This window comes from Perlabentimonas gracilis, assembly GCF_011174675.1.
Classification (GTDB): domain Bacteria; phylum Bacteroidota; class Bacteroidia; order Bacteroidales; family Tenuifilaceae; genus Perlabentimonas; species Perlabentimonas gracilis.
This window is the reverse complement of sequence record NZ_JAANIG010000032.1, coordinates 30,245-52,706: the sequence shown is the minus strand read 5'-3', so window position 1 is coordinate 52,706 and position 22,462 is coordinate 30,245. Positions and strand designations below refer to the sequence as shown.

Here is a 22,462-nt window from a genome sequence, read left to right as displayed (position 1 = left end):
TCAAGGCTACGCCTGCCTCGCACGAAAAACTACGCTTGCAGGCGGAAAAAATCTGAACTCGCACCTCCTACGTCGGTGCTCAAACAGCAGATTTTTTTTTACCGCCCGCTGCACTTGTTTTTCGGCTCACCAGCCGATGCCAGAGGGAAAACGAATAGACCTCGGAAAAACGAATCATATTCTAATTTCGAGTTTTTCAGCAGACCATAGGTTATCCATACCCCTGTTCCATATCGCCTACATCGCCATAGGGCTTGGGGTTCAGCAGGGCGGGCAGCAGCATCCCTGCCTGCCGAAACGGCAGTGCAGGCAGGGTTTTACATTCCCGCCTGACCGCTTCAGTCGGGCAGGGATTCTTTGCTTACTTTCTCATCAAGGAGAAAGTAAGGGGGCTTTTACCTAATGCTTAGTAATAAAGCTAGCCAGATGCGCTATATTGGGCGTGTAATATAGATTCTGATTTGGGTGACCCAATGCACAAAACGGGAACAAGATGCTGCTGATGGATAAGATTGCCAGACAATTTAGGGAAAAACAAAAGTAGGTAACCATCTAGAAGGTTGGGCAGGGAATTGCTCTATACCGCTTACGGACGTTGGCCTTAAAGGTGTAGTTAACCGAAATCTCATGCGAGCCACCCGATCCAAACCCTAACCGCGAAACGGTAAAATCGTAACTATACCCAAAGCTGATGTCTTGGAGACGATAGCCTAACAAAAAGGCTACTGCATCGGTTCCGGGGTACTCCTTAACAAGTGGTATCCCCCTATACCACACGCCAAATAGGAAAGGCTGACGGTACCAATACACGCCCAGGTCGAGCTGAATGGATTTATCCTGCATTTTAAGGTTAAAGGCAGTGGTAATGCTCTCCTCAATGGGTCGCATAATGAAGCCCCTTAGGATAAAGCGTGCTCCACCATAAACAGAGATTTTGTATGGAGTTCGCGCATCGTCGCCATAGAATGTGCGCTCGGGGCGTAGCATATGATCCCAGGTGGCACCAAGCCATATATTGTCGGAGTAAGCGAGTATAGATGTAGACACATCTATATCGCGGACAGTGGGGTTACCTGGCGCTTGGATTGAGGACGGGGGTATTGGAGTAGAGGTTAGCTGGTCGCCAAAGATCAATTTTGAGTAATCTACAGATTGCTGAACGTAGTAAAACCCAATCCCAGGACGAATATGGTAATCGGGGTGCGGCGTAATATCGTAGCTATACATTATACCCGCCAAGGTAGTTCCCATCCGACCATCGCCGGCAATGTCGCCCACCAAAAGTAACCCAAGACCACTCTTAAAGTTTATGAAGTTATGGTCGTACGATACGCTATAGGTTTGAAATGTGCCGGGTACCATCGACCACTGGTTACGATAGTTGGCCACCACGCGCTGGCCGGGAATACCACCTGCATACGATGGCGCCAAGTATAGCGGACTAGCGTAAAACTGCGTAAACTGTGGATCCTGCGAGTGAGCAGCAAATCCCAAAAAGGCTAAAAGCAATATGGCGAAAAAGCGTTTCAGTGATTTCAATTTTATACGTTAAACAGTAAAAATACTATAATTATTGTTATCTGCCATTAATTATCATTTTGATGCTGCCATTTTACCTGCCTCTGGTAGGTGAACCTGCCCTTGGCCGGGATCTTCGCACTCCTGTCAGGTCATCAGGCAACCCTCGTTATCTTTTAGACGCTGACAGGAGCTTCGCACCCTGTCTGCCGACAGGCAGGGCTGTCAGGTCAACCAAAACCAATCATTCAATCAAAACTCACTAAACTTTAAACTATATGAACCTGTCTGCCGACAGGCAGGCTCTACAAACTTTATGAACTCTAAACCCTAAACCTTAAACCCTAAACCTTAAACTCTAAACCTTAAACTCTAAACCTTAAACTCTAAACCTTAAACTCTAAACTTTAAACTCTAAACTTTAAACTCTAAACTTTAGACACTCTATGAACTTTATGAACTCTAAACATTAAACTCTAAACTCTACATTCATTTGACGCTGACAGGAGCTTCGCACCCTGTCTGCCGACAGGCAGGGCTGTCAGGTCAACCAAAACCAATCATTCAATCAAAACTCACTAAACTTTAAACTATATGAACCTGTCTGCCGACAGGCAGGCTCTACAAACTTTATGAACTCTAAACCCTAAACCTTAAACCCTAAACCTTAAACTCTAAACCTTAAACTCTAAACCTTAAACTCTAAACCTTAAACTCTAAACTTTAAACTCTAAACTTTAAACTCTAAACTTTAGACACTCTATGAACTTTATGAACTCTAAACATTAAACTCTAAACTCTACATTCATTTGACGCTGACAGGAGCTTCGCACGCTGTCAGGTCTCTAACTCAACCGACCTGCCTACCTCAACAGCGTAACATTACCCCGCACATCGAACAGCTCGCCATTAGAGAATTTACCCACAGCACGCCACACGTATACATCCTGATTGGCTAGCTTACCTTTGTAATAGCCATCCCAACCAATCTTAATATCATTACTTTCAAATATCTGCTCGCCCCACCGGTTAAATATCATCAACCTGTACTCAATAACCCCATCGGCAACGGGGTGGAACACCTCATTCTTGTAGTCCACCTCATCGTAGTAACCACCATTGGGACCCAACTTGCTAGGCATAAAAGCATTGGGGAATAGTATTTTACCCTCACCCTCAACCCAAACGGCAGGGAAACGCGAATCGTAATCGATACACTCATGAATCAGCAGGTTTCCATCATCGTCCTTATGCTCATACTCGGCAAAAGCCATAAGGCTAACCCTATACTCTCCCAGCTCATCGTAAATGTGAACCGGATCCTTCTCGCTCGACTTGGGGGTTCCATCGCCAAAGTCCCAAACGTACTTATTAGCATTCTCCGATAGGTTAAAGAAGTGAACCTTGGCATTGGGCAGAAGAACCCTTTCGGGCATCACCTCAAATCGTGCCACAGGATTCTCAAACACCCTAAAGGTGCGATAGTAGTTCTTCTCACCACCATCGCCGTATACCCTAAGCCCAATATTGTAATACCCAGGCTCAGTAATGGTTAGGGTAGGTTCAAACTCGGTTGAGAAAGGCTCATCGGCATTATTCAACCTCCACTCAAAGGCCGTTGCCTGTCTGTCGGTCAGGTAGAACTTGGAATCGTTAAAGAACTTTATTACCAGCGGAGAGCATGAGCGGTAGTTATCGGCCCTAAATATGGAGATTGGCTCGGGTGGCAACAAGGTTAATTTTTGAGCAACAAAATCGCTACACTTCTCATTCTCGATGAAGAGGGTAACCTCGTACCTAAAATCATCATCTCTAAATCCCCAGTGCTCGTATGTGTGCGATAAGCTCTGATCCATACTGGTACTAGTATTTCCATCGCCAAAGGTCCAACTATGAGCCCATGAAGCTGGCATACCACCTGGACGCGACTGGTTACGGAACTCGAAGGTTGGAAGCGTACCATTCTGCGGAAATACCTGGTGAGGAGGGATAATGGCAAAATCGGCAATGGGTGCAGCATAAACCGTTAACGGTAGTATTTCGGTATGCTCGCAGTCGTACTCGGACATCACCGTAAGCGACACATCGAATACTCTATCCTCAGTGCCATTATTTACAAAGCGATAGCTAGGAGCAAACGACGAGGAAGTGATTCCACCATCATCGAAATCCCAGTAGTAACGCCATGCGTTACGGGAGTTATTCACAAAATCGACCTCGAATGGGTTGCATAACGCATGATTACCATCATCGGTATCGAAAATTGAGGTAACCTCTGGGAAAACCTGAATGGTTTGGTGCGTAATATCATCGCACCCATCCTCGGTTTTAACGTAAAGCGATATGGTGTACGATTCGATGTTGTCGTTAAAGTTACGGAACTCATGGGGCAGGTTACCATCATTGGTGGTAGGCCCAACAACTGGAGAGCCATCGCCATAATCGTAAGTAAACTCAAGGGTCGATCCTCGGTTCTTACCGATGGACTGGTTAATTATCTCGAGGTTAAATGGCGAGCACTCCATATACTCGGTTAGCTCAATCAGCGCCTGGGGCTTTGGCCAAACGGTAACTGTGAAAGGAAAAAAGTCGGTACAGCCATGCTCCGATACAGAAGTTAATCGGCCTGTATACGATTGATTAGCAACCAGAGATGAGTTTTGGTACTCCTGAGTAGGACTCTGATTATTGGTGGTAACACCTATCCCCAGATCCCAAGTGTATTTCCCATTGCCTGTACCACCAAACACATTGGAGGTGTTCGTAAAATTGATGTTTAGCGGATGACAGCCCTCCAACGTGGCATCGAAGCTGGGATAAACATGAGGAAATACGCTAACCGTTTCTGTTGATGACTTAGTACAACCTCCCCCAACGGTGTAAACCGAAGTATTTAATGATGTAACTAGATCAATTACAGGATTCTGAATAGAGAGCACATCACCTGCACCCAATGGATTGGTAAAGGTAATTACACCCGGCTGCGCCGCTGTGGATGTTGCGGTTGAAACAGTTGAACCATTTCCAGTAAAATTCCACTGGTAGGTATAAGTGCTTGATACGGATGTATTGTTTAGTGTAACATTCAATGGGGTACAGCCCTCTATTTTATCAACAGCAAACGATGACACCACCCAAGGGTAAACGGTTACCCGCGGAGTGCTTGTGGTTGCTGTTTTAACACAACCCAACGGATTGGTTGCTGTAAGGTTTATGTCGTATAGAAGCGACTTGGTTTTATCGGTATGCGCATAGTCACGAGTTGCTGGGGTAATACTGTTGGAGGTTGTTCCATTGCCCAAATCCCATAGGAATTGACCATTCCAAGGTGTTCCATTAACTCTAATCAGGTTAACCCCCGTACTTGTATTGCTAAAGCTAACGGTAAGCGGATTACACCCCTCGGTGGTTGGTAGGTTGAAGCTAGGTAGCATCTCTGGATACACCTGTATTTTGCGGGTAGATGTGTTGGCACAAGTTCGACCCGATGGATGTGTTTGCGTAATGCTAAATTCCACATCATACTCTACAATCTGATTAGGATTGGCATTGGTGAACGGATGGGTATGTGTAAGGGGAGAACTAGCATTGAACATATCCTCCTCGCCACCATAGCCATAATCCCAATGAAACTGTGTGGTTACTCCCGTCTGCTTGCTATACTTTGCGGCATTGGTAAAGGTAACGGGCAGCGGATAATCGCAAACATCGCCAATTTCGAATGTAAAGATGGATTCCACCTTTGGGTGAACAATTACATTAACCTCACGATTTGCAGTACATCCAGTGGCCAGCTGCGTAGCAAATATTTTGGTGCTGGTGGTGAAATCGGCATCGCTAAGGTTTGTAAAATCTTTGGTTACCTGATTTACAAAACCAGTGGTTCGAGTATTTCCATCGCCAAAATCCCATTGTAGCGATACATCGTTAATTCCTCCTCCGCTGCTACTGGCGTTCTTATTAAACTCAAGCGTTGCACCTGTTAAACCTGAGCATACGGCAGGAGGAATGTCATAAATGGGATCTAACTCAGGATATACCCTAACGGTATTGCCAGCTGTTTCGTCCCAACAGGTTCGGGTAATACCATTGTAGTTATTCCAGTGCGTTTGCGCACGGAAATGCACTGTGTAATCAATGGGATCGACTTGACCCGTATTAACCAACACGGCAGGTGTACTACCATCAGACGTGATATCTGGATCGCCTGTGTTAGGTGTAAAGATCCATGTAAAACTGGGGGTTGCGCTGCCATGAGTAGAACCCACATTGCTTGAAGAGTTGGTAAGGGTTAGATCCACATCACCACCGCAGATATCGCCTATGTCAAAGTTTTGAGCAGCTACCACACGAGGGAAAACGGTTATATTATGGGTTGCATCCTCGGTACAGCCCAAATGGTTCTCGGCGGTTAGGGTAATTGAGATATCATGCGGAGCTAGACTAAAATTACGGAATGTATGCTCAAAATTCTCAGTTTTGTAGGTATTACTAGTACCAGTGGTAGTGTTTTGCACCAACCATCGCCACTCACGAATCGATTCGCCCTTGGTAGCTTGGTTCTCGAAGCTGAAGAAATCGTTATCGCAGCTGGCATCGCGGGTGTTTGACAGCAGGTTGATTGCGCTACTTAGCTGAGGATAGACCTCAAGAAGGTAGTCGCTGTAATCTTCGCAACCAAACACGTTTAACAGATGAAGCGTTATTAGCTTATTAGTTATCAGTTCGGTTGAATTATCATATAATACTTCCCAGTTTTGTCCTCCAGTGGAGGTGGCAATTGCCTCGCTGTCCCATACCCAGTTGTAATCGGCATCGGCTATGGTTTCACTCAAATCTGTAATCTCAATCTCCATTGGAGTACAAATTTCAGTAATGGTGGCATCAAAGTTGGCATTAGGCGTTGGATTTACCGTCACAACTCGTTCGTGTTCTCCTACACAGCCTCCAATAGCAACTTCGCTAGTGGCCGTTAGTTTCACCCTGTAGTTTAGTGGTGTAATATGGCTTGGGTTAGTTAGCCTAGGAGTAAAGTTTTGCAAATACGAGCTGGTAACCAAATTATCTGCACTATCAAACACCTCCCATTGAACATTATTTACTATTGGAGAGCTGAGAGCATATAAGTTTGATGTGTTTTGGAATTCAATATCCAAAGGAGAGCAAAGGTTTCCATACTCATTGCCTACTGTGGGTAGGTCGTCTGTCCACTGAGCCTGAACCTCGGGGTAGATGGTAACCTCAACACTGTTGTTGACAACGGGTGGACAGGCACCCCTTGTGGCCGTTAAGGTAATTGTCTCTTTAACAATCCCACCTGTCTGATTACCAACCGGAGTAAAAACGGGAGAGTGCCCAGAGGGATCCTGCCCACTAAAGAACCAGTCGTAATCCGTTCCATTATTGGGTGCATTTACAACAAGGGTGTAGGGGGCGCACCCCTCAACGCTTTCAATACTAAACTCGGCCTTAACCTCGGGCTGTATCTCGTAAGTTTTGGTTCTGAACCCCGAACACCCATAGGTATTTGTTGCCGTGAGGGTTACATCCATATTGAATGATGCAGCGTGTGGATTCTCGACCTGTAGCACAGGATTAATTTCATTGGACTCTGCAATATTTCCGAATTTCCAGTGCCTAAAGCTAATATTATCGTCTTTGGGTGTAAACGCACTTTGAAAATTCATACTAACAGGAGGACAAATCTGCGTAACCCCTGGGTCTACCTGTAATCCACCTATAAAAGCATCAAAATCTACTGTAACAGGTGGGTTCACCTGTATCTGCTCAATTCTGGTAACATTACAGCCAGCTTCATTGTACACATCTAGCTGAACATCAATAAATATTTCACCATCGGCGTTTGGTGTAAAGCTGGGGGAGTAGTAGTTAAATGTTCGTGTACCAATATCTACTCCAGGAGTTTCAGGGGTGCCGTCAATTGTCCATTGAAATGTCCCATCGGCCACTATTGATGAATGGGTAATGTAGACGTTAAAATCGCCTGTAACATGATCGGGACAAATCTCAAAGGGATCGATTACAATTTCGGCCAGGATGTAGGGTTGCACCTCGATGGTTTGTGGGGTAGATACAAAGCTACAACCAAAATCGTTGGTGGCAGTGTATGTTATTATTTTATCCTCAGGATTAGGATAGAAATTAGTAAGCGTTATGGGGGCATTGTAATCGTCGGGGTAGGTCCCTAGTGGTGGGATAATAGGCTCGGGATTGGTTATTTGCGCCACACCATTTACGCGCCACTGGTACCTATCGGTATTGCGTATATTACTTGCATTTAAATTTACTACCAAGGGTGAGCAGTTAATATCGGGAGCACCCGGAGGGGTTATGGTAATATCGGCGGTTGGATTAGGGTACACCTCAAAAATTACCTCATCCTCCGATGGGGTACAACCACCATAGCTAACCCTAAGCACAAGCCTATACTGCTCAACCTGATTATCGTCCCTGTTATTTTCGAGGTTAAACACTTCGGCTGGTGGAGTTGCTGTGCTAGACATAGCATACGGAGCGGCATCTCCAACTCTCCACAATTCCCACTCGTAGGTATCAATTGCACCTTCGCTCACACTACGTATAGTTGTGTTGTTATTCACCAGCGGAGAGCAATCCTCGGTATAGCTGGCAGAAATAATTGCATTAAAGTAGGGCTGCACTGTAATGCTACGAGTAGCATCGTCCGAACATTGCTCCCAGCGGTCGGTTACCGTAAGCTTGGGGAAAAACGTTTGTGGGCCTGTTGATTTATTCTGGAAAGTGTGGGTTGGATTCTCCTCGTACGAGGTATTGAGACCATCAAACTCCCAGTAGTAGCGCCCCACCTCACCAGTAACTATTGGGGTAAATTCGGCTGTGTGAGGATGACAATTGGGGCTACCATCGGTAGAAGCCGCATCAAGAGCAAAATCGGCAGTTATACGAGGGTATACCCTAATGGTTTTTTTTACCTCCTTTGGGCATATACCATCAGTACTTAACACCTTCAATGTCACCTCATAGTCAATAAAATCGTTGGTGTTATTATCGAACCACGCGGTAAATTTGCCATCTAGATTCTCCACAATTTCATGTTCCAACCCTAGCACTCCACCGGGGTTAGGCGGATTAAAGGGGTCGATAAGAACAGTGGGGTCAGCGGGATCTATTCCTTCCCACCAGAAAGCGTCGGCAAAATCGCCATCGCTATTCAAATCCCATTGGCTCGTAGCATGACCTTGCGATAGGTTGGTAAACTCAACCTTAAGGGGAGCACATCCTGAGGTAACATCCGAGGTGAATGCTGCAATCACCGGATCGGAGATTGTAACAAAAAAATCGATCTGCTCGGTTAAAGCACATGCACCGCTAATGGTTGCTGTGTAGGTGATATTTTCGGTAACGTTAATTGCAGTAGGTCTATCGGAGTTAGGGTTATCGAGAAATTTGGTAGGTGTCCACGAAAAGGTTCTCCCTCCCACGGCAACAAGTTCAACATTATCGCCATAACAACCCACGTAAGAATCGTCCTCACCATAATCCTCGTAAACCCTTGGTACTATCTCGTTAAAATCGGAGAAGTAGCCGTAAAAAGCATCGGCATTAGTTGCGCTTACACCATTACCTGCACCGTTGATTACCCCCAAGTGAAAAACGTTTTTGTCGTTAACCAGTCGGTAGGCTACATTGGCCACAATATCGTCGGCCTTAACACGGGCATACTTATACCTTGTAAATGGTTCAACAGCGCCCGGTAAGGGCTTAAATGTAGTTGCAGCATTTGCAGGCAGGAGTTCAGGTAGCTCTGCAGCAGTAACATCAACACCCTCCTTAAGCAGCCTAAAACCATCCTCAGCTCCCTCGTAAACAAGGATATTCAGATAAAAATCGAAACTTCCCGAGGAAGTTGTTCCGGGTCTTAGTGGACAGGCTTGGAAATTGTCCTTCATAGTTCGATTAAAGGAGGTAACAAAATTTCCGGTGCAAACGCTTATGGTTGGAATAATGGATCCGGCAAACTGGGTCCCCACCCCCGATTGGTGAAAAATATAAACAGGTTTAGTGCTTGACACAGTGGCTACCTCTGCTGCAAAGGGCATAAGCACATCTTGCTGGACTCCTACCCCAACCGTAAAGCTTGATGTTCCTATTACGGTACTCCCATCAAAAAATTCAACATCTACGCTAGTACCAGCTTCGGTACCTACTACATAGAAATACTCGTAGGAGGTTGATGTTCCATTATTCTGAGCATAGCCCCTAACCACTGCGTAGCTGGTTCCAATATGGGTTATGGGTACCAGCTGGTCGGCAACATAATCGACAGAGCCTGGGCTAAGAGCCATGTCCTCTTTGGTTATGACGGCCACGGTTTTTATAACGCCTGGGCTATTCTGCACCACCTCAACCATAGAACCTGCTAGTTTTGTAGTGAAGGATGTTCTATACTCATCTGTTCTGCTCTGAAAGGGTGTTATAATGGCAGTTTGGCCTGCATCGAGAAATAAACTATGGGTTCCGTTTGCTAATGAGGTTACCCCAGCGCCATTGCTAAATGTAAATATGCGTGCGGGTACAGTAATACGCACATGTGTATTGTCATGCGTAGCCACTATATCAAAAGAGCTGTATGGCCTTCGGGTGTAATTGTATCCACTAGAAATTGGATAATTGGTTTGGAATGGCACAAAAAACTTTTCGCCCAGGGCATTACGTCCCTTTAGGGTTAGCAGCTCCTTATTATTTATGGCTCCAATCTCGTAGTAAACCGTAATTAGGTTATCCGAGGTAATCCGTATCCCCTTATTAGCCCTATTAATATATGGCTCAGCCAATCCTGTATGAGATGCTGTATAGGCCAATACATTCTCCATGGTCTGTGCTGGCGAAACCACCACATCACTAATATAGTCATAAAGGTTAAGCCTCTCAGTTTGGTTGGCAGGTATGTTTAGCACGATGGGTGTGAAGTTAGCCTCGTTGGCTGGCATCGATATGGTAACCACCGCAGGCTTATCAAGGGTAGTTATATTTAAACGTGTTGGGGTTCCATCATTGCAAGGATTTGCTACAGTACCACTCTGGTGGTACCTGTTGATCTCAGGGATGGAGAACCAGAACTCGGTATCGGTTTGGGCAAAGGCATTACCATTTAGCAGCATAACCAATGCTACTACTCCCCATGAAGTGAGAACCCTTTTGTATTTAAAGCTGCAGCGAGCAGTATTTACTAGCCAGTTAACCATAGTAAAGATTATTGAGAAACAATCATCAAAAATACACTATTAGTGTAAATTTTAACGAGATCTATCAAAAAAAGTTGTGAATTAGGTAACCCTTCTCAACTAAAACTAGAAAACCACCTACATGGCCACTTTACAAACCATTATTTACTCAAGGGTTGACTACTGGCTTAGCAAATAGTCAACCCTTGAGTAAAAAAGGTGGGCGCTGGCGATTAGAGGATTTAGCTACGCTGCTACTGCGTGGTCTTGCTTCCTGCCTGACTGCGTCATTCAGGCAGGCGCTCGGAATGACATGCTGTAGTCGGTTATTAAAAAGGGGGGACGCAGTAAATACTCAAGGGTTGACTACTGGCCTAGCAAATAGTCAACCCTTGAGTAAAAATAGGGTGGACGCTGGCGATTAGAGGATTTAGCTACGCTGCTACTTCGTGATCTCACTACGCCTGCCTGACTGCGTCATTCAGGCAGGCGCTCGGAATGACAGGCTGTAGTCGGTTATTAAAAAGGGGGGACGCAGTAAATACTCAAGGGTTGACTACTGGCCTAGCAAATAGTCAACCCTTGAGTAAAAATAGGGTAAACGCTGGCGATTAGAGGATTCCTCACCCCGACAAGCGGGGTTCGGAATGACACGCTGTAGCCGATTATAGGGGGGTGTGGTGGCATGGCGGCTTCGCCGCCATGCCACCACACCCCCCTCCTACACAAAAGGCGAACTGTCATTCCGAACCCCGCCCTTTGGGGTGAGGAATCTATATATTGACTCTACAAACGTGCAATGGAATCGGCTTGTTGGGGTGAGGAATCTTTCATGAGTACGGCCACTAGCCTTACCCTTGGGGGCAATGGGTATGGAGTATGGGAAGATAGTTGGAATGGCAAGCTTAGTCGGTACAGAAGGGGGCACTGTAAATACTCAAGGGTTGACTACTGGCTAGGCCAGTAGTCAACCCTTGAGTAAAAAGGTGGGCGCTGGCGGTTAGAAGATTTAGCTACGCTGCTACTGCGTGGTCTCACCCCGACAGGCGGGGTTCGGAATGACAGGCTGTAGTCGGTTATTAAAAAGGGTGGGCACTGGCGATTAGAGGATTCCTCACCCCGACAAGCGGGGTTCGGAATGACACACTGAAGCCGATTATAGGGGGTGTGGTGGCAGGGCGGCGTAGCCGCCCTGCCACCACACCCTACCCTCCTTCACAAAAGGCGAAATGTCATTCCGAGCTAAGCGAGGAATCTATGCATAGATCATAGAAACGAGTAATGGAATTGGCTTGTTGGGGTGAGGAATCTTTTTCAGATCTGAAGAAAAATGCAGAAATGATTCTATTCACTTAAGCAACATTGGGTATGGTTAAGGAAAAAATCATTAATATTGCTTAAAGCGATACGCAACAACTACTTAGACCTATGGAAAAGATCTATATTTATTATGTTTATATCCTAACCACTAAGTATAACAGTGTTCTTTACACTGGGGTAACCAACAACCTAAGCCGAAGGTGTATAGAGCACAAGTCGGGTAAAACAAAGGGCTTTACCCAAAAGTATAACGTGCATAAACTTGTATATTTTGAGGTGTACGACTACATTGACCTAGCCATAGCACGTGAAAAACAGATAAAGGGATACTCTAGAGCGAAGAAGGAGAAGTTAATCAACGAGTTCAACCCAGAATGGCAAGAACTATGTAATAATGGTATGATAAAAAACCTAATACATAAATAAATCATACAGTTAGATAATGCCTCAGATGACTTTATCGTACTGCTAATTTGGGGTCGAACTGTGCATAGCAGTTGGGATGCAAGCTTGGGATGATAGGTTGTCGGAAATGCAAACGAAGTATTGAGGCGGCAAATGGATTTAGCTACGCTGCTACTGCGTGGTCTCACTACGCCTGCCTGACTGCGTCATTCAGGCAGGCGCTCGGAATGACAGGCTGTAGTCGGTTATTAAAAAGGGTGGGCACTGGCGATTAGATGATTCCTCACCCCGACAAGCGGGGTTCGGAATGACACGTTGTAGCCGATTATAGGGGTTTGGCGGCAGGGCGGCTACGCCGCCCTGCCGCCAAACCCTACCCTTCCCTCCTTCACAAAAGACGAAATGTCATTCCGAGCTAAGCGAGGAATCTATGCATAGATCATAGAAACGAGTAATGGAATCGGCTTGTTGGGGTGAGAAGTATTTCAAGACCCTTCACTGTGGGGAGAAGAACTGGGGTAAAACAATTATTAATCTAGCCAATGTAACATTCCACACCAAAATAACGATTATTAGTCAAAAAAAATAATAATTTTGAAGTTGAAAAGCCTAGTATATCAAAAGGCATATGGAAACCTTTTCGTTTTTTGGAACAACTTAACTTCCATTGTCGTAAAACTAAAGGTGTTATAGAATTGTTTCTTCAATGCGAAGATTAATACTCGTACAATAAGTTATCTTTTGATTTAAATTGATAAACAAACCTTAATAGGTTGAACTTATGAAAAGGATAGTTATCGTAATATTACCATTTTTACTGGTAATAAATGCATACGGACAAGTAACCTTGCCCTTAACCCAAGGCTTTGAGGGGGCAACATTCCCTCCTTCAGGATGGACGCAGGCTTTTATCTCGGGCTCTAGAGCGTGGACTGTAAACCAAGGTGGATTTAAGCCCCCTGGCATATCCTACGGAAGTCCCCCGTTTGCCTATGAGGGTGATTACAATGCCTTTTTCCAAACCAACACGGTAGGACATACCACTAAACTAATAACCCCACCCCTTGATATGAGGACGGTTGCAAAGCCAATCGTGCAATTCTATGAGGCTAGGGTAAAGAGGCTCCAAGCCGACGAACTTCGAGTTTACTTTAGGATAAGCCCGCAAGATGATTGGCATTTACTAGAAGAGTATCTGGATGAATCGGCAGTATGGACTCCCAGACAAATAGTACTACCTTTTAAGAACGAAACGGAGCTGGATGACACCTTAAGAACAAACACCTTTCAAATAGCTTTTGAAGCAACCTCCCGATCAGGCTATGGTGTTTGTGTCGACAATGTAAATGTATACGAGTCGGCTGTTTTTCCGCTTGAGGTAGACAATGTAAGTGCACGTACAACTAAAATCTCAATAGCCTCGGGTACTACATTAAATCCAATTGGATACGCCATTATTAATGTAAAAGGTAACGATGGTACACTATCTCTTAACTCTCTAACTGTAGAATATATTGGAAGTAGGGTTGATGATATAGTTAGTATGAGGCTTTACTCCACTTCCGACTCAACCTTTAGAAAAAACAACCAAATAAATGCAACCCTAAGCAAGTCAGGCAATTCCTTTATATTTACAGATATCAGCCATAATCTTTCAGCGGGTGACAACCTAGTTTGGATTACAGCTGATATAGACATCAATGCTGACCACAATAGCGAGCTTAGCTTCTCAATACCCGCTAACTCAATAAGCATTGGTAGTCACACATACCCTTCGTTGCAGCTAAATCCGGGAGGTAAAAGTTATATCCAAAAATCGATTAAGGTATACGACTTCGATGAAGAAAATGGTTGGGAACTTGACCCAACGGGACATTGGCAAATAGGGTATAATACCGGTAGCGGGCGTCAGGATCCGGAAGGGCCATACGACGGGGCTGCAGCATTGGCAACAAATTTAGATGGTAACTACCCAACAGGTATTACAGAACCCATCCACGCCATTTCAGACAATATCAATGCCAAGTATTTTCAGAACATTCAGGTATATTATCGCCGATGGCTTAACACAAACTATCAGCATAATATGCTAGTAAGCATAAGCCCCGACAACAAAGTATCATGGAATACGCTATGGCAAAATTTTGGTGCTGCTATTCAGGATAACAATTGGATGCGAAGCTCTCACAACACTTTTTTAAGTCGAAGGGAAAACATAAGTTTACGGTTTACATTAGGTACTAATATCACCTCACTTGCTTATGGTGGATGGAACGTGGACAACTTAGCAATAACAGGTGAATTTATCCATAGCGATGTTGGCGTAAAAAGTCTAATTAGTCCAATACAATCTTGTGGACTTACCAACCAAGAAGAAGTTAAGGTTATTGTCCGCAACTATGGCGGCGCAACGGTAAGCAAAACTTTTGATGTTGGATACTCTCTTAATGGTGGAACCACATGGGTGCGCGAAGAGTTTAGTTCACCAATAAAAAGTGAAGCGGATGGTGAGGGCGATTTCGAGATGGAATTCACCTTTGCCACCAAGGCCGACTTTTCAACACCCGGACTAAAGAACCTAAGGTTTAGAACTTTCCTTGAGGGTGATCAGGATGTTAACAATGATGTGCATAGTAAATCATTATATGCATTCCCAACCTATGCATATCCATACCAATCCTCTTTTGAAAGCAACAACGGTTTTTGGTATCCAAGCGGCACAAATAGTACCTGGCAATGGGGAACACCATCAGGTGCATTTATAAAAAATGCATCAAATGGCAACAGAGCTTGGGCAACATCGCTTTCGGGGAACTACAAGAGCAATGAAAAATCTTATCTCGAAAGCCCATGCTACGATCTAAGCACAGCGGTAATGCCAATCATTGCATTTGACTATATGATGCAAACAGAACCAGGTGTTGATGGTTTAACACTTGAGTATTCAGTAGATGGGGGTACAACATGGACCTCACTTACAGCCCATAATGATTACGCATATAACTGGTTCGACACCCCCACCATCAGCTCCCTAAACGCCCCTGGCTGGAGTGTAAACAAAACTCAATACGTTACAGCTAAAAACATGCTGCCATCTGATGCCATTGGGGTTAATGGTGTGAAGTTTCGCTTTGTTTTTGGTTCAAACGCAACCACACAATACGAAGGAGTAGCCATTGATATGGTTAGAATTTACGAACTACCATTCGATGTAGGGATCACAGAATTGGTGTCGCCCATCGATGCGTGTGAAATAGGTTATAACGTACCACTTGACCTGAAATTAAAAAACTATGGTTTTAGAACAATACCCCAAAATACTGAGATTCCCATTGTTGTGCAGGTTGATGGTGGGGCTCTAAAAATGGAAACCATAACTACCCCTAGCCAACTTGCGCAAAACGATGAGTACACCTTTACTACCACTAACACATTTAACCTGTTTAGCGCTGGGGTACATGAAATAGTTGCCTACACAAACCTTGAAGTTGATGACAACAATGCCAATAATTCCCATGAAACCTCTGTTGAGGTGTTAGGTATGCCCGAGTTTACTCTTGGGCCAGACATTGGTGTTGAAGACTTCACCAACCCAATAACTATTGATGCAGGCACGGGATACGACTCTTACAGCTGGTATAAGTTACCCGATGAGAGTTCAACAATTGGGACATCAAACTCAATTGAAGTTTCCGAGTTTGGCGATTACAAAGTTGCCATAACAAAAGTTATCGATCCTGAATTAACATGCTACGCCGAGGATGATGTAAGGGTTATGGTTGCAGAAAAAGATATTGGGGTTATAAACATTACCAATATTGCTAACGAATGTGAAAGGCTTGCTCCAATTAACCCAACAATTATTATTAAATCGTTCCGTTACTCTACCTTCACAGAGGGTGAAGTTATACCTCTTGTAGTTGAAGTAGATAATCAAATTGTGCTTAATGAGGATTTTACTCCCGAATTGGGTTGGGGAGGACTAGATGACGAAGTTGAATACACCTTTACTGGAGCTATTGATATTAGTGAGGAGAAAACTTACAACATATCAATTTATACTAATCTTGAAAAGGATCTGGATCGCGAAAATGACAGTTACGATAAGGAGGTAACAACTTTTGGATATCCCGAGGTAAATATTCTGGTGAAAACTAACGATAGCCCGCTAACATTCGAAGAATTCAGTGAAATTGCAACAACCGCTGCCGACACATTGATATTTAAAGTAGAAGAAGGTTTTAGCAGCTACACGTGGGAAATGCAAGCTTTTGGCCAATCCGAGTGGGTTACTACTGGTACTGACGCAAATACCTACACACCCGCGGTGAACAATTCTTCAACCTACAGGGTAACAGCTACCGATTCCAATGGATGTGGTGACGCTCAGCACTCAGTATTTGTTAATGCATTCGATATTGCCATAACAAGTATAAACAACCCCACAGCCGAATTTTGCGATGGAGGTGAAGAGATTCCTCTTTCAATTACACTCAAAAACGTTGGAAATGATGAATTCCCAGCAGGAACTGTAATTGAACTTTCAGCACTGACCCCAATGGGAGACCAAAACACTGTGTTAACCTTGAGTAATCCACTTACAATTAATGAAGAAACAACCTACGTTTTCCCACAAAATAAGCTTTTCACTATAGGTGAAACCTACATCAATTTTGTAGCTAACACCGCTTTAGATTTGAGTGACAGCAACAATGAGCAAGGTATGGTTGTTACGGTAAACCCATCACCTTCGGTTAGCATTGAGCCCGATGTGCTTTATAAAATATTTAGCACATCCGAATCGTATGAGATAAAACCAACCTACTCCGAGGATATACTATCGTACCTGTGGCACGATGGCCTTGATGAGGCAAACTATACCATTTGGGGAGTTCCAAATGATGAGGTTTATAGCGTAACGGTTGAGAACGAGTATGGTTGTACTGCTTACGACGAAATGCGTGTAGTGACCAGCGACCTTTCAATTTCGACTATTACCTTTCCAAGAACTGGATGCGAGCTTAGGGACAACGCTGATGTTACATTTACTCTAGTTAATAACGGAAATACAACATACACTTCCGGAACCGATATCAACGTTAACTTGTTCCTAAATGGGGCTTTTGTAACTACCGAGACAATAAACCTAACAGAAGACTTCATATCAAAAACTTCTAAACAAATAACACTCGATCAGAAATTGAACCTTGGGGGTATGAATAGCGCCACGGTACAGCTCGTTGTTAGTTCTGCTGCCGAAGAGGTTGACAATGAGAATAACTCCCGAAACAAGTCGGTTTATGCTTTGGGTTACCCTAGCCCTAATTTGGGAGCCGATAGGGATATTTATGGATGGGGCTTAGAACTTGACCCTGGATACTACGATACATACGTTTGGCATGACAATACAAGTGATAGGATATACAACGCAGAAGAAACTGGTACCTATAGCGTAACCGTTACCGACTTCTCTGGCTGTCCTGGTAGTGCCGAGGTAGTCCTAACTTTCTACAAAGATGATATCGAACTGCTTGAGGTATTAGAACCAGAAACTGGCTGTGGACTTTCAAATGCTGAGCCAGTAACATTTAAACTCAGAAACAATGGGAACTATCCAATTCCTGAAGGACGTGAAATTCAGGTTGGCTTCATACAAAACTTTACCAATTATTCAGCTATCCATACTGTGGAAGAACCCATTGGAGTTGATGAGGAGGTTGAAATTACCCTTCCCATTACCATCGACTTATCCTTATTGACTACTCGAACAATCAACTTTTGGGTTGATATGGAGAATGATGGCTTCGAAAACAACACCCTTAGCAAGAGCATTACCACATTTAAAGAGGTAAGTTTCAACTTTAACCATGCACCAGGTAAAATATCAAATGTTCCACTTGAACTGAGCGCTGTAAGGAATGATGGCGACGCTGAATACATATTCTACCAGTGGCAATTCAATGGGGTTAATGTATCAACCGATGAAACATTTATAGCCGACGAAACTGGCATCTACGGGCTTACAGTAGAAGACACAAATGGATGTGAAGGCTATAGAGAGGCCAACTATACAATCCTAATGCCCGACTACACCATTAGTGAGCTTATTTCGCCTGCCAACACTTGCGTATTCGGTAATAACCATGAAGTTACGGTTGAGGTTACCAACGTAGGAACCGATGTTTTAGATGACGATGAAGAGATAGATATTGAGCTATGGCTTAACGGTACTCTAATTACTACTGAAACATTCGAAATGGAAAGCGATCTTGAGCCTGGTCAAAGCATTGTGATTACGCTCGATTACAAGCTTAACCTAGGTTCCGCTTCTGAACACTCCATTGGGGTAAAGGTTATTGCTCCAATTGACAGAAACTCTAGCAACGATATGCTTACCGAAACAGTAATTGCCTACGGAAACCCACAGGTGAATTTGGGAGGCGACAGGGCAATTAATACCGGATCGGTTGTACTCGATGCTGGTGCTGGCTACCAATCGTACGAGTGGCAAGATGGTTCAACCAACCAAACCTTTACTGTAACCGAAACAGGAACCTACAGCGTAACAGTTATTGATGACAACGGGTGTATTGGTTCCGATGCCGTAACAATCACCGTCCTAGTACCAGACTATGCTGTTACTGGCATTATTGCCCCAGCAGCAGGATGCGATCTAACATCAACCGAAACCATCACCCTTGAGATCACCAACGTGGGAACAGATATCCTAAGGATTGGTGATAAGGTACCTGTTACATTCGAGGTGGACAACCAAGTGGTAGCCACTGAGGAGCATACCGTTACCCAACGAATTGAACCATCTAACAAGGGTCAATTCACCCTAAGCACCAAGGCAAACCTATCGCAGGTTAAAACCTACGGTTTAAAGGCTACGGTTAGCTATGCGTTAGACAATAACACCAGCAACAACTCCTATAGTGCTGCCGTTGAGCACTACCCAAGCCCAACGGTCGACCTGGGCGGTGACCAAGAGGTTACCCTTCCCTACACCATCGAATCGGGGGTAAGCGATGTGGACTATCTATGGAGCACGGGAGCCACCACCCCATCGATTACGGTTGACAACCCAGGCGAATACTGGCTAACAGTTACAAATAGCTATGGCTGCGAAGCATCCGATACCATTACCCTAACCATCTCATCGGTTCAGGTAATTCCGGGCAGCAACACGGTTGTTACCGTATTCCCCAACCCAGCCGACCAGTGGATTACCGTTAGGGTTGAACCCCAAACCCCTGCTAAGTACGTAATTGAACTAATTTCGCCCAGCGGACAAAGGGTTTACTCCTACAGCACTGAGCAAGCACAGCAATTCGACCATAGGATTGATGTGAACAACTTCGCATCGGGTGTTTATATTCTTAGGGTATCGTCGGGTGGTGGGTGGATTACCGTTAGGTTGGTAATCCAACGGTAGCCTACCACCGCATAAATAAAAAGAGCTGCAAGATTGTCTTGCAGCTCTCTTTTTGCTTGGATAAATCGGTGGAGAACCTGTCAGCGCTGCCAAGGGCAGGCAGGCAGGCAGGCAGGCAGGTTGGACAGGTTGGAAGGGTTCGTAGATTCAACTGTTTAGTAAACGCTGACAGCTTGCCTGCCTTTGGCAGAGTCTAACGACGCTGTCAGGTTTACTAGGTGGGCAGGCAGGTTGCTTGCCTCTGCTTGTCTCGTAAACCTTTTGGTTGACGAGATAAGAACAGCGTTTATTGCTGTGATGACGAGGGATGATTGGTAGTTAGATCAAAGCAAATAGCCATTTCTCCTAGAAATGTATGCCAATGCTCAGCATCAGGTAGCGGCTATGCCCCAATGTTCCCTTTTCAAAAATATCGTTACTTCGCGTGGTGGGGTAACGAACCTCGGTGTTTAAAAGGTTATGTAGGTATAGCGAGCAGTATACATTCTCGTGAAATATATTGTTGAATCGTACATTTGTGTTCAGCAAAAAATATCCGGGTGCCTGTTGCCCTATCCTTGAACCATCGGCAATAAGCTGAATGGGGTTTCGGTTATCGTTAGCATTACTTGCATCGCGGGTATCGGGGCGCCAGTAGGTTTCCATCGCCCCAACGTAGTACCCCGAAAGCCCCACAGAAACCCGTTTAACCAGCAGATACGATAAAGTTCCGTAGGCAAGGAAAGAGGGGGCATACTCAAGCGCAATATCCTCATACCCCTCCTGTCGGTTATTAGAGTGCTGTAGGATAACGCTTAAGCTGGAACTGAAATTTTGTGTAGGTTTCAACTGTATTGAGGTTTCTAACCCTAGGGTTGTTAGTTTGCCCGAATTGGTATTGTAAAGCCTCATCACACCGTTCTCCATTTGGTTGGTACGCGAGATTAGGTTGTTGGCAAAATTTTGAAATAAACTCACATTAAGTACCGAACGATTCGATAGCATGCTGTAGTAGTTAACCTCTAGGGTTTGCATATTGGCTGGTTTCAGCTGCTCCCTATCGGGATACCTTACAATATCCATATTCTCCCCAATTGAGGCTTGCTTAATGGCTCTACCATACATAAACTTTAGGTGATGCTTACTACTAATATGATAAAGTAGGGCTGCACGGGGGATAATGTATGGATCGCCATACATATATTCTCCTACTCGCGAAAGGTAATTGTATGTACCCGAGGGGTCGAACCGTACCGAGTAGCTAATTTCATACCCCGGGGTTTGCTCAACACGAGCACCCGCAAACAGGCTAAACCTATCGGTTAATGCGTAGCTTGTTTGAAAAAAGGCCGCCCATGTTTGAATGGTATGACCACGAGCCAATCCAGCATCGAGGTTAACATAATCGTCGCTTAGGTTTGGTGCATCTACCACAAGCTTATCGCGCATCACCCTTCGGTAGTACGCACCAAAGGTAACATCCCACTTTGAAGTTGGATTGAGGTTGATATTTAGCTCCGCATCCAAAGCATCGGAAAAGATGTCGTTAAAGCCATAGGCTGTTGTATCGGAATTATGCTTGTAATCGAGCAGGTTGCGAAACGAGTAGTACCCAACCTCAGCCTTAGCCTCAATTTCTTTGCTAAATGATCGTTTGTAACCAAATACTGAGCTTGTAGCCTGAATATTAGCAACGTGACCATCGTCAAAACCAGGGTAGTAGTCAATAACACCCCGCTTGGAGTGCGATTGTAGAAATCCGAAGTAAAAATTATCTATGCTAAACCACGCATCGAGGTATATCCTATGGTATTCGAGCTGGCCACTGCTGGTAGGGTTGGCCGGCAAGTTCCAGCCATCATGAATATCATCAGTCATCTTACTGTAGGGCTGATTAATTCCGTTGGATCCGTACCCCGCTAGGTTAATGCTAAACTTAAGCTTGTCGCTTCCCCCCGACACACGACCATAAGCCCTGTAGTTGCCATTGCTACCAGCAGCTATTGCAGCCAGCGACTCATCATCGGTTTGGTTTGTAATAATATTAATGGCACCTAGGAATGCATTGCTCCCGTACACCACCGACATGGGGCCACGGATAACCTCAATCCTATCGATAGCCTCAACAGCAACATTAATTTTTGAAAGAGGAAACGAATTATACCAGTCCTCGCGTTGCGAAACCCCATTCACCATAACAACCATAGTGCTAAACGACCCGGATGAAAAAAAGCCTCTAATTCCAAAATTATCGGCGCCAAACCAAAGGTAATCGTTAATATGGTACATACCGGGTACATTACTCAGTACCTCTTCAAGCGTTTGCCAACCGTAGTTTTCAATATCTTGGCGCGATATTACAACAATGCTTGCGGGCACGTCGGCAATGGTCTCCGATCGCTTCGCTGCCGATTCTACTCGAAGGTTCATCAGGTCGTCGAGCGTGTAGTCCAGCAACAGTATTGAGTCCTGTTGCTGCGCCATTCCTGTATGGCTCCATAGCAAAATGAATAGTAAAGCTATCAAGCGACTCAATACTTTTTGCATAGTACTATTTATCATTTTATAAAGATTTCGC

7 protein-coding genes are annotated in these 22,462 nt (G+C 44.6%); 4 read left to right on the top strand and 3 right to left on the bottom strand.

Going from position 1 to position 22,462, the window contains the following annotated elements:
* The coding region (locus G8O23_RS17285; RefSeq protein ID WP_219932520.1) for a hypothetical protein at positions 1-403 on the top strand (403 nt) is incomplete at its 5' end.
* Between the two features lie 149 nt (positions 404-552).
* On the opposite strand, the gene G8O23_RS13135 is transcribed toward G8O23_RS17285, so the two are convergent.
* Positions 553-1,539 (bottom strand): PorP/SprF family type IX secretion system membrane protein, encoded by a 987-nt coding sequence (locus G8O23_RS13135; RefSeq protein ID WP_166365576.1) that lies wholly within the window; start codon positions 1,537-1,539, stop codon positions 553-555.
* 842 nt (positions 1,540-2,381) lie between these two features.
* Positions 2,382-10,763: a PKD domain-containing protein gene (locus G8O23_RS13130; RefSeq protein WP_166365574.1), complete on the bottom strand. Its 8,382-nt coding sequence runs from the start codon at positions 10,761-10,763 to the stop codon at positions 2,382-2,384.
* A 778-nt stretch (positions 10,764-11,541) separates the two neighbouring features.
* Between G8O23_RS13130 and G8O23_RS13125 the strand changes: the two genes are divergently transcribed.
* From G8O23_RS13125 to G8O23_RS13115, 3 genes are all read left to right on the top strand, one after another.
* Entirely contained in the window at positions 11,542-11,709 is a 168-nt protein-coding gene (locus G8O23_RS13125) for a hypothetical protein (RefSeq protein ID WP_166365572.1), read from the top strand.
* 461 nt (positions 11,710-12,170) lie between these two features.
* The gene (locus G8O23_RS13120) at positions 12,171-12,488 is read left to right on the top strand and encodes a GIY-YIG nuclease family protein (protein ID WP_166365570.1); all 318 of its coding nucleotides are present in this window, start codon (positions 12,171-12,173) and stop codon (positions 12,486-12,488) included.
* A 760-nt stretch (positions 12,489-13,248) separates the two neighbouring features.
* Complete coding sequence (locus G8O23_RS13115; protein ID WP_166365569.1) at positions 13,249-19,905, top strand: T9SS type A sorting domain-containing protein; 6,657 nt, start codon at positions 13,249-13,251, stop codon at positions 19,903-19,905.
* A gap of 345 nt (positions 19,906-20,250) precedes the next feature.
* Here the strand turns inward: G8O23_RS13115 and G8O23_RS13110 are convergent, their stop codons facing one another.
* Entirely contained in the window at positions 20,251-22,431 is a 2,181-nt protein-coding gene (locus tag G8O23_RS13110) for a TonB-dependent receptor plug domain-containing protein (protein WP_166365567.1), read from the bottom strand.
* Positions 22,432-22,462 lie beyond the last annotated feature (31 nt).